Origin of the sequence: Sulfobacillus thermotolerans (genome assembly GCF_039623705.1) — a bacterium.
Taxonomy (GTDB): Bacteria; Bacillota; Sulfobacillia; order Sulfobacillales; family Sulfobacillaceae; genus Sulfobacillus; species Sulfobacillus thermotolerans.
This window is the reverse complement of sequence record NZ_CP133983.1, coordinates 186,641-202,789: the sequence shown is the minus strand read 5'-3', so window position 1 is coordinate 202,789 and position 16,149 is coordinate 186,641. Positions and strand designations below refer to the sequence as shown.

The following is a 16,149-nucleotide window of genomic DNA, read 5'->3' as shown; positions in this document are numbered from 1 at the left end:
ATTCCTCCTGCCCTCTTACCCCATTGCTACGAGGGCTTCCCGGACCAATTTAGCTGCCAACACTGCTGAACGCTGCGACAAATCATGAGCGGGCATGGTTTCCACTAAATCCATGCTCACCACATTCAAGTCCTTCAACAGGCTCACAGCTTCGAGGGCCTCGCGGGACGAAATTCCCCCGGGCTCGGGTGTCCCCGTCCCCGGCATAAATGCCGGATCAATGACGTCAATATCCATGGTGACATACACGGGACGCCCTCGCAACTCACCCATCATTTGTTTTAATGGCTGAACCACTTCATGTGGGAAAAAGTGACCAAACTCCCGGGCATATCGCACCTCTTCCCGGGTCGCGGAACGAATCCCAAACTGGTAGAGGTGTCCGGGTTGAATCCATTCGCTGACCCGGCGCAAAACCGTGGCGTGCGAAAGTTTTTCGCCCATATAGTCTTCCCGCAAATCTGCGTGCGCGTCAAAATGGATGACCACCACATCAGGATAGCGCTTGACCACAGCCTGAATCAGGGGCAAAGTCACTAAGTGCTCGCCTCCGAGAGCAAAAAACTTCTTGTCCTGCGACAATACAGTCTCAGCGGCCAAGTTAATGCGAGCAAGACTTTCTTCGACGTTGCCAAATGGCAACTCGATTTCACCTGCATCATGAATCTGAAGATCTTCCAAATCCCGATCTTGCGCTAACGAATAGGTTTCAATAGCGTAAGACGCCTCGCGAACCCGGGCCGGACCAAACCGTGAGCCCGGCTGAAACGACACGGTAAAATCCATCGGAATCCCAAAATACACCCATTGGGCTTGCTCAAAATCGGCATTCATGCCTAAGAAGCGATCGGTGCGGCTAAAGACGTCCCTCATCGAATGAGATCCTCCACAAACCGAGGCAAGGCAAAGCAACTGCGCTGAATTTCCGGCGTCCAATACCGCGTCGGGAAGGAAACAGAACGGGGCGTCCCCAGTGTCTCTTTAGACCCTAGCGTAAAGCTCCATAACCCCGAGGGGTAGGTAGGAATAGCAGCCAGATACAAGCGGGTCACGGGAAAAGACTGCGAGACCCCCGTCATCACGCGTTGGATAATATGGGGCTGCAAAAAGGGGGACTCCGATTGCGCGACCATTATCCCATTCTCACTTAAGGCGTCATAGATGCTACGGTAAAACTCGGGGACAAACAAGCCTTCCGCCGGTCCTACCGGATCCGTGGAATCCACAATAATCAGGTCAAAATCGCGCGCTTCTTGCACCCAACGAATGCCATCGGTAAAGTGCACATGGGCCCTTTCATCGTCAAGGGCCTCCGAAATTTCCGGAAGAAACCGCTTGCTTGCCTCGACAACCTTTTCGTCAATCTCAATCAGGTGAGCCTCTTCCACACTTGGGTGTTTCAGGATTTCCCGAATGGCCCCCCCATCTCCGCCCCCAATGACGGCCACTTTGCGTGGTTGGGGATGTAAAGTCAAAGGCACATGGGTAATCATCTCGTGATAGACGAACTCATCTTGAATGGTCGTCTGAATGGCCCCGTCCAATACCAACATGCGCCCGAACGGCACCGTGTCCAACACCGCCAATTCTTGATATGGCGTCTGTTCGTGCCACAGCACCCGTGACACTTTCAACCCCAGACTCACTGCCTGCGTCTGTAATTCTGTAAACCAGGTATTCATCGCTGTTCATCCGCCTTTCTGCCGTGATTCCGGCTTAATACCACAACGCGACTGCAGCAAATGCGCAGCCGATGGACTCTACCTGGTGTTCCGCAGATTGCACCAACACGGTTTTCAGCGTCCGTTTGCGCTGGGCAAAGGCAGCACGAGCCATTTCGGCGACCGTCTCCTCCGCCTCTTCGCGTCCACAGCGTCCGGAGAACTCCATAATCACGCCATATTCGTCCTCTTCGCCAATGCCGACTGCGACCGCCGCAGCAATCTTCTCCCCGGCCAAGTCTGAGGTAATGGTTCCGTACGCCGTAGGCAGCAGTTGGCCTGGAATAATCTCCAAATGCGGCACCAAAATGGCTTTAGGGGGAAGAATCGAACTGACACGCAGAAGATTGACATTGCCAATCCCAGCCGCCAACAGCGCATTGTCAAATGCATTAAGCCGGCTCGGGCCTTCTGCTGAACCAGACACGAGCGTAAATTTCTTTGGGGTTTCGAGCAACGGTGTGCCTCCTTATTCGGACAAATTTCCTTGCAAATTATAGCAAACGTCCAGAGGAATACAATCTTTAATTGATGGACAGTCGTCATATTCCGACACAAAGGAATTGTGACCATTGCCGCCAGCTTTCATACTGCAAGCACCAAACCCGACAGATTTGAGCAATTGTGGAAGACAATGGTGCAATGATTGCCTTGACGATACGCCATACTAACCCAAACAAGGGACGAAAGGGGTTCTGTCATGGAAAGTCGCCGGCAGCGCAAAAACCGCAAACGCTCAAGTCTGACCGCATGGATTAGGCGGCTAACCGACCGCATTGGCAATACCGCCGCGACCATCAGTTTACCGGCTGTGGTCATTGGCGCGACCGTATTGCTCTTACCCACCGCGTGGTTGGCTCTGCCCGTACCACAATTGCCTGCTGATACGAGAATTTATGACCAACATGGCCATTTGGTCAGCGTGCTCACCGGGGCTGAAAACCGCATCCCCGTTAGTTATCAGGATGTCCCTGCGTCGATGCAAAATGCCCTAGTGGCTATTGAAGACGATACCTATTGGATTGAACCGGCGATTGATCCCCTAGGCATTACTCGCGCGGCTCTGGTCGACATTACAAGTCACCAGATTTTGCAAGGCGGAAGCACGATTACCCAACAATTGGCCAAAAATCTCTATTTAAGTGATAGGCGGACATTTTCTCGCAAATTCAAAGAACTATTCATTACCCTAAAACTCTCCACCATGTTCAATAAACGCCAAATCTTGTCCATGTACCTCAACGACGTCTATTTTGGGGAAGGAGCCTATGGAGTTGAGGCGGCTTCTGAAACCTATTTCGGTCATTCCGTCCGCTACTTAACCTTGCCGGAGGCCGCGCTACTCGCGGGCATCGTGAATGCCCCTTCTTATGACGACCCCTATATTCATCCGGAAATTGCCCGTCAACGCCGCAATGTCGTCCTTGCGCGCATGGAAAGCCTGCATTATATTACGAAAAGCCAAGAACTAGCCGCCCAAAGCGCGCCGCTAAATCTCGCGAACAATCCCCCACTGGGCGACCGTGCCCCCTATTTCACCAAATTTATCGCCAACGAATTGACGCGATTAGATCCGAAGATTGGAAAAAATCTCTATGATGGAGGTTATGCTGTCACCACGACCATGAATTGGACTATGCAGCAAGCCGCCCAAAATGCGGTGTCGTGGTATCTTCCTTCTACCACCGATGTGCATGGCGTGCCCGAGCCGGAAGTAGGTCTTTGTGCCATCAACCCGAGCAACGGCTACATCGAAGCGCTGGTAGGTGGGGACAATTATGCTAAAACGCAGCTCGACCGCGCAACCCAAGCTTTGCGGCAGCCCGGTTCGACCATGAAATATTTCTTATATACCACCGTTATTCACGACGGCTATCCGACGTCAAGTGTCAAAGATTCCGCGCCTGTACGGTTTCCTGCGGGACATGGCAAATGGTATGTGCCCCACAATTATGGTCATGTGTATAATGGCCCATTGACCATTCGCCGCGCCATTGCGGAATCTGACAATATTGTTGCCGTAAAGTGGATGGATACCGTAGGACCGCCGGCCATGATCCACATGGCGCATGAAATGGGTATTACGAGCCCGCTAGCAGATAATTTGACAACGGCTCTCGGATCGTCGGATGTGACCCCTTACGAAATGGCCCGGGGTGTTTCCACCCTCGCCAATGGCGGCTACCGCATTCGGCCCTTTGGCGTGCTGAAAGTCGTCGATCAAAATGGGCGAACCATCTTTCAAGATGCTCCCCATAAAACCCGCGTCTTAAGTCCGCAAGTGGCATACGTCACCACGAATCTGTTCACCGCGCCCTTATTAAGCTCCGTCGGGACTGCCCATGACCTCGAGCCCATCATCAACCGTCCCGCCGCAGCCAAAACCGGCACCTCGTCTAAACAGCGCGACGCTTGGCTTGTCGGATTTACGCCGCAGCTGGCTGCAGCCGTCTGGGTCGGCAACGACAATGATAGCCCATTGGGCTTGACCGGTGACCGGGGCGCTGGTCCCATTTGGGCCCATTTTATGAAAATGGCCCTAGCCGGCCAGCCGAAAAAGAATTTTCGCCAACCTCCTGGTTTAGTCTGGAAATCCGTCTGCTTTAAAACCGGTTTGTTATCGAATGGATGCTGCAATGCTTACCGAGAGGTGTTCATTAAAGGCCATGCCCCCACCAAAGTCAGTCCGGGCTGCGGCTCAACAGGAAGCGGAAGTGCAGGATCCGGCGGCAGCACATCCTCCGCCGGAACTTCAAACCAGAGTCTTCTCAAAGCGATCTTGAAGGCGTTAACGCCCTAGCGAAACAGCACCTCGAACTGAAGCCACCACGTGTCCGCCAATCTCTAAAGATCCTGGCCTTTGCGTATTGAGCCTCACATGGACTTCAGAAAAACGTTCATCGGTCGTGGTGACCACAAAACGACGGGCTTGGGTTTCGCCTGCGCAATATAAAAGGTAGCTGCCTAAGGCCATGGCTGCGGCCGCCGGGGCAACAAGGTAATGTTCACTAAAATAACGAGCCGTAAAGGCACCTGCGCCACTCAACGCTAATGCATAAAGCCCCTTGGCACCCCACTCTTGGTCCATTGTCAACAGATGTTCCCGACTGACATGGATCTTCGCCAAATCTTGAACACTATTCACAAACACTAAGATCTGCGGCAACTCGCTTGGCACCCAAGCCGGTGGCATCATCCCATTAATCGCGGTGTGCCCAAGGCCACACTGGTTAAGCCACTCGCCGACAGCTGTTGCAAGCCCTTTCACCATCAACGGTGCGGTGGCCATCCAAATCCATTGCTGGTCGTCCTCATGACACACTACACTCTCTTTGGCAGCCGCCAGATGAATCGAGCCTTCTTGTGTTTTCCCTTGCTGCTGCAGCACGTAATAGGCGCCAAGGGCCGCATGGCCCAAGGACGATAACTCGCGTTCGGGTGTAAACAGCCGCGCAAGGCACACCCTGCTGCCATCACTACACTCCGTGACAAAAAGCGTTTCGGGCCCATGCATTTCACGGGCTAACGCTTGCAGCGCCTCTTTCTCCATCTGTGCGGGCACATCATAAAATACGGTCACCGGATTCCCTTGCCATACCTCATGGGCAAAGACATCGACTTGTACAAAGGGCCATTGTTCAGTATTCACACGGTTCCCCTCATTTAGGATTTGACATAGCTGTTGAACATTCGCAGATGTTTTCTTAAGACATCTATTGACATCCTAAAACAAAAAGGACGAAACCAGCAAATTTTTCCAAGAAATTTTTGGTGGGCATAAAAAACAGGCGGTTTCCCGCCCGTCTGAACTACAACGGTCGACACTGTGCCATCCAAACTCTTCGCAGACCCGGGCTCATGCCTTGGATTGTCGGCAGCCATAGCATCTGCCACAGCACATAAAACGCCCAGGCCGCTTCAGGGTCAAACCATACGCCTCCGGCTTCTTCCTCTTCATCCAGCAAGTCGGCTAATGCCTGTCGATATAGGGCGTCTGGCGTCATGCGAGCAAGTCCGCCAACCCATGGCCGGCAAAAATTCCGACGGCGATAGCGATGGCCGTCACCAACAAAAATTGCGCCCCGCCTTTTAGCCACGACGTTTTCCCCACGACCGCTTTGAGGACCCCCAAACCAAATGCCGTGGTGACCGCCAACGCCATCGCCCAAATAAGGGCCGTGTGCGGATTGGCAATGATGACATAAGGCAATACGGGCGGTAGCGATCCTAAGATGACGGCACCGGCCATAATCAACGCCGACCGCCACGGGTGATCCATACTTTCCAACATAATCCCCAATTCTTCTTTCATCATAAAGTCTACCCAACGATCCTTATCCGATGTAATGTGTTTCGTCAACATCTCCACTTGTTCCTGAGTAAAGCCTTGCGCTTTATAAATCCCTTCCACTTCGGCAATTTCTTCATGCGGGACCTCATGCACCTCGCGCATTTCACGTGACCGTTCCGCCAAGAAATACTCATTTTGGGCGACTGTGGCCAAATATTGACCTAGAGCCATGGCGACTGTGGCGGCTACGACCGCTGCGATGGCGGCGATAAGAATTTGGTGCGATGACATGTTGGACGCCGTGACCCCTACAACCAGTCCCGTTATCGAGACTAAGCCATCATTCACGCCGAAAACGACTTCTCGGATTGACCGCGCAGCTGGCGAATGTCTGACGACCTCCGTACGCGCGTGCGGCACTGCATTCTCCGTCATGTTGCCACCCCTTTCAGCGCCATTATACGTAGCCTTCAACTGAGAATCGCCTTAAAGCGAATGAGAATCATTGCTTCTGAAAATGCGTTATGATGAGAACAAGTGCATGACGGATAAAGAAAGAAGGGCAAACCTATGATTCCGATTGTCAACACCTCACATGACCCGCACTTCAATTTGGCTCTAGAAGAGTACGCCGTGCGCTATCTCGATCCCGCGCACAACTACCTGATTTTGTGGCAAAATTCACCCGCCGTCATCATTGGGCGCTATCAAAACACCGCAGAAGAAGTGCATCAGCTGTACTTAGCCGAACATCAGATTGCGGTGGTCAGACGGCTATCGGGCGGTGGCGCCGTCTATCACGACATGGGCAACCTCAATTTCAGTTTGATTGTCTCCACCCAGGGGCAGTCCTTTAATGACTTCCGCTCTTTTACGCTGCCGGTAATTGAAACGCTGGCCCATTACGGCGTAAAAGCTGAACTCTCAAGTCGCAATGATATCACAATAGAAGGTCAAAAGTTTTCAGGTAATGCCCAGTACCGCACAGCTCACCATTTATTGCACCATGGCACGATTCTCTTTGACTCAGATCTCGATGTGGTCGCAAAAGTTCTTAACGTCCGTCAAGATAAAATCGCAAGCAAAGGCATCAAATCGGTACGGAGCCGGGTCACCAATATCAAGCCCTATTTGCCCAAAGACGTAACACTCGAGGCATTTAGCGCCACGTTGGCCACCATCATCGGCAGTCACAACCAAGGCCTGGAACCCGCCTATGCGTGGAGTCCTCAAGATCAAGCCGCCGTCATGGACCTTGTCGCACGCCGGTACGGCACATGGGACTGGAACTGGGGCAAGTCCCCGGCATTCAATCTCACCGCCCACGAAAAATTTGCCCAAGGCAGTATTGACGTGCGGTTGTTTGTAGAAGATGGCATCATTCACGCCTGCCGCATTTACGGAGACTTTTTAGGACAACGCGACATCCACGAGTTCGAAGCGGCCCTTATCCAACAGCGTTATCAATTAGACACGGTTGCACCGATATTAGAAGCGCTGCCTATTGAAGAATACTTTGGCGCCATATCCCGCCAAGAAGTGCTGCAAGTCCTCTTTGACACAAGCCCAGCGCAATAAGAGGCCATCTCTCAAGAGACAGCCTTCTTTAGTAGGAGGCATAGAAAGGCCCCTCCGGATCATCCTTGGAGGGGGTCTTTTCTTAGGCGATCATGGGCGATACAAAGGTTCCGCTGGGCCGGCTTTCTAGGCGGCGATCGCACCCCCAAGGCAGTCTAGTTCCAAGCGCTTAAGCGCTGCGCCAGACGGTCGTGCAATATCATCACATTGCCGTTCCCACCTGCTTGAATAGCTAGACGTTCTATTGCTGCTAACAGGTTTGAGAGCAGTCTCCTCGGATTCAAATCGCTCTGCAAACTGTGTTCGAAATGCCACAGCGCAAAAATCTTTATTACAGATTACAGATCGGTTGATGAGCATAGGCTTTTTACGAGGTCAACGATTTGAATAATCACAGAGACTTTCGAATGGTGTAAGTAAGAACCGTTCCTGTTGTGAGCAGGAGCGGCGATGTGAGGGTTTAGCGACGTTTCTTGCGTCGTGTAATGCAGCACAGAACATACAGTGCTATGGCTCGCAAAGGCAGAGACACTGTGATCGTGACATGCATCGTGCCTCACCATCATTTATAGACCGTCTCTTTATAAGGCAAGCTCTTGTTCGTCTCCATGCAGGTCTGCTGTCCCCATGAGCCCGTCTCGCGACGGTTCTCCCTCCTGCTTCTCTTAGACGCGGCCTGCTGGGATAAGATTACAAAAAAACCGCCGCTTCCGGCGGTTTTTATTACGCGGATTGGAAAAAGCGAGAACCACATGGGAGATGTTGAGTATCTCCCACAATCACTAAAAAAGGCCCCCTCCAAGAATGACCGGAGGGGGCCTGTATGTTTCCTTTGCCCCCTGCACAAAAAGGCCGCCTCTTTTTTGGAACAGCCCCCTCGGTCCTTGTGACTGTTACTTCTTGGCAAAGACTTCATCAAAGAAGGCCAGCGTTTTCGCCCACGTGTCACGCGCCGCATCGGGTGCATAAGAGGCTCTTGTGTCATTGAAGAATGCGTGGCCAGCCCCTGGATAAATTGTGTAGTCATACTCTTTACCCAAAGCTGCCATGGTTTTGGCCACCTCGGGAACCTGATCGGTGATCCGGTGATCTTCGCCTCCGTAAAATCCTTTTACAGGGCACTGAATGTGAGCCATCGCTTGCGGATCTGGTGCAACCCCATAATTGCAAACCGCTCCTTTGAGATCGGGCACCAAGGTGGCCAGTTGAAAAGCGAGAGCGCCACCCATGCAATATCCGACACTGGCGACGTCATGCCCTTGCGATTTGAGGTAGTCAACCCAAAGGGCTAGATCCTTGGCCATTTGGTCAGGATCGCGACGACTAAACAACATCGTATAGGTTTCTTTAAGATCCCTGGCCTCATCATCGGGATAGGCATTCAAATACTGTTGGCGCAGATTTTCATCCATCCATGCCTGCTGCGGCAAAGTATCAAAAAACCGCTTGACAGCCTCGATACGGTCAAACGCGAGCGCAGCGGGACGCCCTCCTTTAGAATACAAATCTGGAGCTAGTGCCAAATATCCCGCCTCAGCATAACGATTGGCCATATCCTGAATGTGTTCATCCGGCCCCCAAATTTCTTGGATTACCAAGATAGCTGGTGCGCCCTCCGATTGACGCTCCCCTTTTGCCTGATAGGCAGACATCGGAAGCCCTTGGTCTTCTATCGTGATCCACTGAGTCTGTAGTTTCATGCCACCACTCCTAATATTGTTACGCGACTTTTATCTTGCTCTTAAACCTTTGTGGATTTGAATCCCATTTAATTTTAACGTAAATCTTGCACCAGAAAAGCAACGCTCGACAATAACCTCAAGGCGTATGTGTCAGGCCGTCACCAAGGGGCTGACATTAGGCTACTTGACCTAAATTAAACGTCTTTCTGAATTCGCACAGGGTGGACTAAGAACGCGCGCATTGTTACCATGGGTTTTATACCAACACACCAATTAGCCCGGAGAACACCTATGCAACCGATAAATCGAGCCCTATGGGTTATAAACCTTGCGCATGGTCTAAGAACTATGGGAACTAGTTTTATGGCTATTATATTTCCGCTATTTGCAGCAAGACTAGGACTACATGCTCTAGGTCTAGGACTCTTTATTGGTGTGGCGGTCTTGTTTGGGTCGATTTATACAGCCTTGTTTACTCGATTAGCCCCAAAACACGGGATCGGACCATTACTCTTCATTTCTTCAATAATGATGGTGATCTCCGGGCTTATATACGTCAATTCCCATTCCCTCCTAGAGCTATTCCCGGTAACTCTCTTGGGTTATGTCCCCCCTAACTCTGGATTGTTTGCCAACTCTCTCGAAGAAGGCTTGTTAGCCCATACCCCCGCAACACAAAGAACTCGCATTTATTCGATCTATGGGATGGTAGGGACCGGAGCTGGAGCCTTGGGTGCACTCTCGGCAGCAGCTCCACATAGTCTTGGGTTTTCAACCTATCAAGGCGAACGGATACTTTTTTGGACATACCTAACTCTAGGGCTGATCGTAAGTATCCTATCTTCACTTCTAATTGTCCGTTACCGTCCCTATTTAACAGCGCTCGGCCCCACACCTCCCTCAACAATTAAAGAGGTACGCTCAGATAAATCTCGAAAATTAATATATCGACTGGCTGGACTTTTTGTTGCAGATAGTATGGGTAGTGGAATGGTTACCACGCCCTTAATAGTTTATTGGCTCCATGTACGGTTTCATATGTCAATGACACATCTGGCAATACTATTTTTCGGAATCGACCTAATGGCGGCCGTATCATTTCCCCTAGCGGCGCGAATTGCACGCTATATTGGGTTATTAAATACAGCCGTATTTACCCACATCCCCTCCTCCATTTTATGGGTATCCGGATTCTGTGATTGATTTTCGGGATTCGACCGCACATGACAATTCGAAGCAAAATCAGATTCTATGATTGATCTGGGTGGCGTTGACACGATACCCTGTTCTAAGCCGGTCAACAGATCGCGGCGGACGGAAAGGGTGACATCGTGGAGATCCCCAACTTCTTGAACCTCCCTCGGTACACCATAACCGCCTTTGAGGAAACCGATGATGCCTACCACGTTGCAGCCGAAATTCCGGAACGGCCGGCTGCCTGTCCCCATTGCGCCCATGGTGGGTTCGTTCGATTTGGCCATCGGGAACAGTGGATTCGGGATCTCCCGATGCACGGCAAACGGGTACGACTATACCTGCGCACCCGTCGATTTCGCTGCAAGTCGTGCCATCGGACATTCTACGAGACCTTGCCCGACGTGAATGACAAGCGGTTGATGACGCAGCGCCTCGTGACCTGGTTGGGACCCCAAGCGATGCGGCGCCCCTTTGTTCATGTCGCAGAGGAGGTGGGAATCGACGAAGCCACGGTGCGCGATGTGTTCAGTGAGTACGTGACTCAATGGGAAGCCTGGCGACGGGTAGAAACCCCGACCTGGCTGGGACTGGATGAAATCCACCTGACCAAACCGCGCGGCGTGGTCACTAATGTGCGGGAACGCACGCTCGTCGACATCCTCGTGGATCGCCGCAAAGACACGGTCGCGCGATACTTAGGGCAGCTCCCGAATCGCTCGCGGATTCAACTGGTGGCCATGGACATGTGGCGGCCGTACAAGGAAGCCGTCGAGGCCGTCTTGCCCCAGACCATCATTGTCATTGACAAGTTCCACGTGCTCAAGATGGCCAATGCCGCGGTCGAACGGGTCCGCAAGCAACTCCGGCAGTCGCTCACGCCGGCCCAGCGCCGCGGACTCATGCACGACCGGTTTGTCCTGTTGAAGCGGGAAGCCGACCTGGCCGACCGGGAGCAATTGCTGTTGTCCATGTGGACAAAAAACTTCCCGGGTCTGGGGGAAGTGCACCGTCGAAAAGAAGACTTTTTCCGTCTCTTCGAATGCCGGAGCCACGAAGAGGTAAGCGTCAAAGAATCCCCACCAAAAGGAAGGTGGGGATTCTTTGACGCTTACACAGGTATTGATTGGTACGATGCGTGGGCCTATGCGCGCTGGTCTGGCAAGGACTTGCCGACCGCCGAGCAATGGGAAAAGGCCGCGCGCGGAACCGATGGGCGTTTGTACCCTTGGGGCGATGAGTTCGACGCGTCGGCACTGACTTGGATCGGAACGGTCTTTGACCAGCCGCAGCTCGATTCCGTTCCGGTCTGGCGTGAAATCCTGACTCAAATCAATGACACCGTTCCCAGTCGCACAACCGTTCGCGTTGGCATCAACGCGAAAAACGTAAGTCCTTATGGAATCCACGACATGGCCGGCAACTGCTGGGAGTACACCAAGACAAACTACTTTTCGCATAAGGACATGAACTGGCCGACGTTTTTTGCTGTATCGTTCGCTGGATGTCGGGTTTCGATGCGTTGTTGAGGACGCCTGATGGCGAGCCAGTTGTTCGGCCGAGTCGAGGCCCACTGTAAGACGGATAGCGCGTATGAGGGACCGAAAGACCGGGCAGATTTTTCGCCCCCGGGCATACGCCTAAGGTCTTATGGTGGTCTCGAGGCCCCTCTGCTAGGATCGATGTATGCAAGTGTCGCCGCACATCGTAATTCCGACCGAAAATGGGGTGGCCCGAACGAGCACGTATCGCACACTCATTCATAGCAAGTTTTTCGTCATCTACTGGACCGGTTCTACCCTGGTTTTGCTCGCCTTACAATTTGTCTCGATTTCGCTGGCATGGTTCGTGCTGAAGACAACCGGGTCGTCGGTCCGGGTCCATCATCTTAGCAGTCATCCCGATTGCCCGTATGGCCACCAGCCCGTTCATCGGCCGATTACTCGACCGACTACCACGTCGACGTTTGATGGTGATCGATAATGTGGGTCAGGCGATTCTCTACCTGTCCATTCCCATCATGACGTGGATGCACATCCTCACGTTTCCAATTTTGGTTGGAGTGGTGACGGCGGCCGCCGCCCTGTCACCGCTATCCATGATTGGGCGCGGCGTGCTCTTGCCTAACCTCGTGAGCGCTAATGACCTCGAAGTGGCGAATGGATTTTCCCAATTCCGCAGCGGTCTCGTGACCCTCTTGGGTCCGGCCGTGGGAGGCATTCTAGTGGCGGCGATCGGAGCTCCCTTGACTTTGCTTGTGACCGCCGCGTGTTACGCGGCGTACGTCTTGTCCCTAATGGGTATTCCCGCCACGCGGTACCGCACACGCTTCCCTCGCGACCCGTCAACCACGTCAGATCCCGCGCCAAACCCATGGCGCTTCTTATGGAACAGTCCGGCCCTGTTGATCATCGGCATGGTCACCCTATTTTTCAATCTCACGTACGGGCCGTTGGAGCCGGCTTTGCCCGTGATGGTAGATCGGGTCTACCATTCGGGAGCCGGGACTCTCGGTCTCGTCTGGAGTAGTTTCGCCGTCGGTTCGCTCCTGGGTACACTTCTCTGGAGCCGCTTTAGGCCCCAGTGGAGCCTACGATGGTTCATAACCGGCGTCATCATCGGGTGGGGACTGTTCAGTGGGTTAACGGGGTTCACGACCCATCCGTGGGAGGCTATGCTCACCTTGTTCGGCGGCGGCCTGGTGTACTCTCCATACAATATTGTGGCGGCCACATGGCAACAGCGACTCATCCCGGATCACCTGCGGGGGAGTGTCTTTGGGGTGTTTCAGTCCGTGACGAGTTCCGGCCTGCCGGTGGGGCAATTGATTGGGGGGGTGGTAGTCAGCGTCTGGGGCGCCGGTGCCACGATCACCATTGGAGGCGCTGCCACGATGCTTCTCGGACTTGTCGTCGCCTCGCTTCGCGCTCCTTGGAGTCGGGTGCCTGACACATCCGTGTCTCAATAGCAAAGCGTTCCAGCGTTCGGCATCCAGTTTCCAACGGAATAGTCAGGCATGTGGCTGAGAAGAGGGATAAAAGGGACGGCCGGATGGGGTCGACGACGTTCGGCTCGTTCGGAAGATCCGGTGACGGATTGGCGTTGCACACTGCGACACATTTAGTTGCTCAGAAATGCTCGCCGTATTTGCAACAGTAAGTACATTCCATCGTGCCGAAATCTCTGGATGAAAAATCACCGCCCGTGTTATCCGACGATGTCGAGCGCGCCCGCCAAACGAACCGACAATGTATTGAATAGTGAATAGGTGCACAACGAGACTGGGGGAATGTCTCGGAGGGCCTTTTCTCAAAGCGCTCAAGATGGGGGCGTTAGCGCAGAAGTGTTTGCCCTCAGTTTTTGACCAACCGTGGTTTGCCTATCCCATAGCCCGATCAACAGAAATGCCCCGACGTCGGCCAGACGCATAACCGCAGAGGTCAATCAAGAAATCCGAATACCCCATTTTATTAATGGTGGTTCCGTTTTCCCCGACGGCTACGATAGCTTCCCTCTTGTTGCTCGTTCGCGGACTTCTTGTAGAGATGGACGTGCCCACCCGACAGTCCTATATTGCTGCTGTTGTTTTGCCAGAGGAGCGGGTTCAAGCAACCGGAATCTGAAGGCCGGCGCATTCTCGCTCAATACGTGGCCGGCCGCGTGCCGGTCCCCTTCGCCCGGCAGGCATGGAACGATTCTTCGACGGGACCTAGCAGTTTGGCACGACGCATCTCGTCCACCGCCATAGCCGGTGGTCCTCCATGTGCCGACGACATAATCGGGATAAGCGCCGACACCACCCGATTGGCGCTATGACCTGCACCTTCAGGGAATCGAGTAACCGGTGGGGAGTCGCAAGCTCCGCCCTTTAGTTATCTTAGGCGAAGCTGAAAATTGTTGCTACAAGCCGCCCCATTCCTCGTAGACGTTTCTATGACGAAGATTCTTGTGCCAAAATAGCGTGGCGTGATGTTTTGCAAACATTGATCAGCTAGCGTTACCGCATTCCTGTACAATGAGCACCATCCGTTGAATCTCCGATGGCAGGTCGTCCAGGTGGCGGTTCAGTTGTTGAATCACGTCTTCCGGAATATAGCGCGAGGCTGGTTCGACTGGACGGGGGATATCCTCGGAATAGATCAGGCGCTGTGCAGGCACGGAAGCCCATCCTTCCGGGCCGCCACCTCCAAAAAGGTTCGGAGACCAATCAGCCGCTTTTTTCGAGAGTCATGGAATAGTGAGCTCCCCTGCAAATAGCCCAAATACTCAAGAATCAGAGGGCGGTCGATCTCTTGTGGCGCGATAGGCTGTGTACGACTCCGCAAAAACCGTCCAAACCACGTTAATGCCATGAGGCGATTCTGACATTCTGGAACCGAATTGGTGGCCAGGCTATAGCGAATGAAGCATTTGCCCGCAGTTTGCAACCACTCGGGGGCCAGATGGGTAAAATTCAATGTATAATCCGAACGCGATCCGTTGACGGATACCCCCAACTTTTTGACGTTCCAAACCGATTTCTCGTATTCTTCACGCCCATCATACGCGTCCTCGAGGATTCGGTACAACTGACGCAAAATAGAGAGTGTCGGATCGTCTTTATGATAGACCCGTACGGTCTGGCTCCCATCCAACCGTTTCTCGACGAGTTTTTGTGCGATTCCCTTCGTCGTGAGATACGTCCGAAACGACACCAGATGTTTCGCCACGTCTTGTTCCACCAGCGACGTTGTACAGATGGCCGACGTGTTCAGCCAGTCCATCAGCACCTGTAACTGGTGCGCTCGCGACTCAGGCGGGCAAACAGATCGAAGACGGCCGGATACGTGAGCGGTTGGCCGGGCCCCACCCCACAGATTGACAAAGACATAGTCGCTGTCAATGCCATCCAATTCGTGGACCAGGTAATCGGCATGGCGGAGATTTAAGGCTTGTCCAATCCGCATCCCGGTTTCATACAGCAACGCGACCAAAAACCGATCCCGACGATGTCGGCAGTGCGCCAAAATCTGCTGAACTTGGTCTACCGTTAAGGTTTTCGGGACCTTGCGTGGCGCTTTCAGCTTAATGATGCGTACCTGAGACGGCCGGGTTTTCGTGGATGGTGCAAAAATCCTTTGTACCGCCGTGCCCCATAGTGCTCCTTCATCCCAGGAATTTCTTCGATATGCCCCACACGGGCGTGGAAATCATAAAACGCCGACACGGCCGAGAGGACGGCGTTGATGGTCGCTTGGGTGCGTTGGGCTTCCGTGCTCTGCATCGGCAGTGTGCCCGGCTGGGGATTGCGCAACCATGCCACAAATTGAGCCAACGTCTCCAAGCCTGCCGTTCGCCAATCTTGATGGGTATCCCTCAAAAACTCCCAAAAGAGTTTGAGGTGATGCGCATACGCATGAATGGTGTTGGGCGATGCCTCGATATTCTTCAAAAAGGCCATGTAATCTTCAATTTCAGGGACGGGAAGAAAATCCTCTCCCACGACGGTCCATGAGATGTGATCGCCATCCTTCCTCCGAGGATAACGAACCTTCTGTACCTTCATCGCACACACCTTCATGTTTTACACGTAATAGAATTCCTCTAGTTAAATTATTCGGGTATCCGGATTCTGTGATTGATTTTCGGGATTCGACCGCACATGACAATTCGAAGCAAAATCAGATTCTATGATTGATCTGGG

14 protein-coding genes are annotated in these 16,149 nt (G+C 53.0%); 5 read left to right on the top strand and 9 right to left on the bottom strand.

Annotated elements, in window-relative coordinates; translation table 11 throughout:
- Positions 1-15: 15 nt before the first annotated feature.
- The 3 genes from speB to ORD20_RS00855 are packed head-to-tail and all read right to left on the bottom strand — an operon-like array spanning position 16 to position 2,178.
- On the bottom strand, positions 16-873 hold the full coding sequence (speB, locus tag ORD20_RS00865; protein WP_103375921.1) for an agmatinase: 858 nt from the start codon (positions 871-873) through the stop codon (positions 16-18).
- Entirely contained in the window at positions 870-1,682 is an 813-nt protein-coding gene (speE, locus tag ORD20_RS00860; RefSeq protein ID WP_103375920.1) for a polyamine aminopropyltransferase, read from the bottom strand. Before speE ends, speB begins: the two co-directional genes overlap by 4 nt.
- Before the next feature lie 34 nt (positions 1,683-1,716).
- Complete coding sequence (locus tag ORD20_RS00855) at positions 1,717-2,178, bottom strand: pyruvoyl-dependent arginine decarboxylase (RefSeq protein WP_103375919.1); 462 nt, start codon at positions 2,176-2,178, stop codon at positions 1,717-1,719.
- A gap of 243 nt (positions 2,179-2,421) precedes the next feature.
- Between ORD20_RS00855 and ORD20_RS00850 the strand changes: the two genes are divergently transcribed.
- On the top strand, positions 2,422-4,521 hold the full coding sequence (locus ORD20_RS00850; RefSeq protein ID WP_103375918.1) for a transglycosylase domain-containing protein: 2,100 nt from the start codon (positions 2,422-2,424) through the stop codon (positions 4,519-4,521).
- On the opposite strand, the gene ORD20_RS00845 is transcribed toward ORD20_RS00850, so the two are convergent.
- The 3 genes from ORD20_RS00845 to ORD20_RS00835 all read right to left on the bottom strand — a co-directional run bounded on the left by ORD20_RS00845 (position 4,510) and on the right by ORD20_RS00835 (position 6,447).
- On the bottom strand, positions 4,510-5,370 hold the full coding sequence (locus ORD20_RS00845; RefSeq protein ID WP_158246306.1) for a PhzF family phenazine biosynthesis protein: 861 nt from the start codon (positions 5,368-5,370) through the stop codon (positions 4,510-4,512). The two genes, ORD20_RS00850 and ORD20_RS00845, sit on opposite strands and share 12 nt — an antisense overlap.
- 160 nt (positions 5,371-5,530) lie before the next feature.
- Positions 5,531-5,725 carry a hypothetical protein gene (locus ORD20_RS00840; RefSeq protein ID WP_103375916.1) on the bottom strand — a complete coding sequence of 65 codons (195 nt, stop codon included), beginning with the start codon at positions 5,723-5,725 and terminating at the stop codon, positions 5,531-5,533.
- Positions 5,722-6,447, bottom strand: a complete 726-nt coding sequence (locus ORD20_RS00835) for a VIT1/CCC1 transporter family protein (RefSeq protein ID WP_103375915.1) — start codon at positions 6,445-6,447, stop codon at positions 5,722-5,724. The genes ORD20_RS00840 and ORD20_RS00835 overlap by 4 nt, the downstream gene beginning before the upstream one ends.
- Positions 6,448-6,582: 135 nt before the next feature.
- Between ORD20_RS00835 and ORD20_RS00830 the strand changes: the two genes are divergently transcribed.
- Complete coding sequence (locus ORD20_RS00830) at positions 6,583-7,590, top strand: lipoate--protein ligase (RefSeq protein WP_103375914.1); 1,008 nt, start codon at positions 6,583-6,585, stop codon at positions 7,588-7,590.
- 893 nt (positions 7,591-8,483) lie between these two features.
- On the opposite strand, the gene ORD20_RS00825 is transcribed toward ORD20_RS00830, so the two are convergent.
- On the bottom strand, positions 8,484-9,290 hold the full coding sequence (locus ORD20_RS00825; protein WP_103375912.1) for a dienelactone hydrolase family protein: 807 nt from the start codon (positions 9,288-9,290) through the stop codon (positions 8,484-8,486).
- Between the two features lie 1,313 nt (positions 9,291-10,603).
- On the opposite strand from ORD20_RS00825, the gene ORD20_RS00820 reads away from it, so the two are divergent.
- The 3 genes from ORD20_RS00820 (at position 10,604) to ORD20_RS00810 (ending at position 13,434) form a co-directional block, all read left to right on the top strand.
- Positions 10,604-11,995: an ISL3 family transposase gene (locus ORD20_RS00820; protein WP_103373778.1), complete on the top strand. Its 1,392-nt coding sequence runs from the start codon at positions 10,604-10,606 to the stop codon at positions 11,993-11,995.
- Between the two features lie 157 nt (positions 11,996-12,152).
- On the top strand, positions 12,153-12,449 hold the full coding sequence (locus ORD20_RS00815; RefSeq protein WP_430626742.1) for a hypothetical protein: 297 nt from the start codon (positions 12,153-12,155) through the stop codon (positions 12,447-12,449).
- Positions 12,379-13,434, top strand: a complete 1,056-nt coding sequence (locus ORD20_RS00810) for an MFS transporter (protein ID WP_430626408.1) — start codon at positions 12,379-12,381, stop codon at positions 13,432-13,434. The genes ORD20_RS00815 and ORD20_RS00810 overlap by 71 nt, the downstream gene beginning before the upstream one ends.
- A 1,171-nt stretch (positions 13,435-14,605) precedes the next feature.
- On the opposite strand, the gene ORD20_RS00805 is transcribed toward ORD20_RS00810, so the two are convergent.
- Together ORD20_RS00805 and ORD20_RS00800 are read right to left on the bottom strand one after the other, a co-directional pair.
- On the bottom strand, positions 14,606-15,529 hold the full coding sequence (locus ORD20_RS00805; RefSeq protein ID WP_255398078.1) for a tyrosine-type recombinase/integrase: 924 nt from the start codon (positions 15,527-15,529) through the stop codon (positions 14,606-14,608).
- Positions 15,526-16,011: a site-specific integrase gene (locus tag ORD20_RS00800; RefSeq protein ID WP_158246085.1), complete on the bottom strand. Its 486-nt coding sequence runs from the start codon at positions 16,009-16,011 to the stop codon at positions 15,526-15,528. The genes ORD20_RS00805 and ORD20_RS00800 overlap by 4 nt, the downstream gene beginning before the upstream one ends.
- Positions 16,012-16,149 lie beyond the last annotated feature (138 nt).

What these genes read in the sequence shown, in the direction of transcription:
- speB (WP_103375921.1), bottom strand. Translation starts at nt 873, where the DNA reads ATGAGGGACGTCTTTAGCCGCACCGATCGCTTCTTAGGCATGAATGCC.
- speE (WP_103375920.1), bottom strand. Translation starts at nt 1,682, where the DNA reads ATGAATACCTGGTTTACAGAATTACAGACGCAGGCAGTGAGTCTGGGG.
- ORD20_RS00850 (WP_103375918.1), top strand. Translation starts at nt 2,422, where the DNA reads ATGGAAAGTCGCCGGCAGCGCAAAAACCGCAAACGCTCAAGTCTGACC.
- ORD20_RS00840 (WP_103375916.1), bottom strand. Translation starts at nt 5,725, where the DNA reads ATGACGCCAGACGCCCTATATCGACAGGCATTAGCCGACTTGCTGGAT.
- ORD20_RS00835 (WP_103375915.1), bottom strand. Translation starts at nt 6,447, where the DNA reads ATGACGGAGAATGCAGTGCCGCACGCGCGTACGGAGGTCGTCAGACAT.
- ORD20_RS00830 (WP_103375914.1), top strand. Translation starts at nt 6,583, where the DNA reads ATGATTCCGATTGTCAACACCTCACATGACCCGCACTTCAATTTGGCT.
- ORD20_RS00825 (WP_103375912.1), bottom strand. Translation starts at nt 9,290, where the DNA reads ATGAAACTACAGACTCAGTGGATCACGATAGAAGACCAAGGGCTTCCG.
- ORD20_RS00815 (WP_430626742.1), top strand. Translation starts at nt 12,153, where the DNA reads ATGCAAGTGTCGCCGCACATCGTAATTCCGACCGAAAATGGGGTGGCC.
- ORD20_RS00810 (WP_430626408.1), top strand. Translation starts at nt 12,379, where the DNA reads ATGGCCACCAGCCCGTTCATCGGCCGATTACTCGACCGACTACCACGT.
- ORD20_RS00800 (WP_158246085.1), bottom strand. Translation starts at nt 16,011, where the DNA reads ATGAAGGTACAGAAGGTTCGTTATCCTCGGAGGAAGGATGGCGATCAC.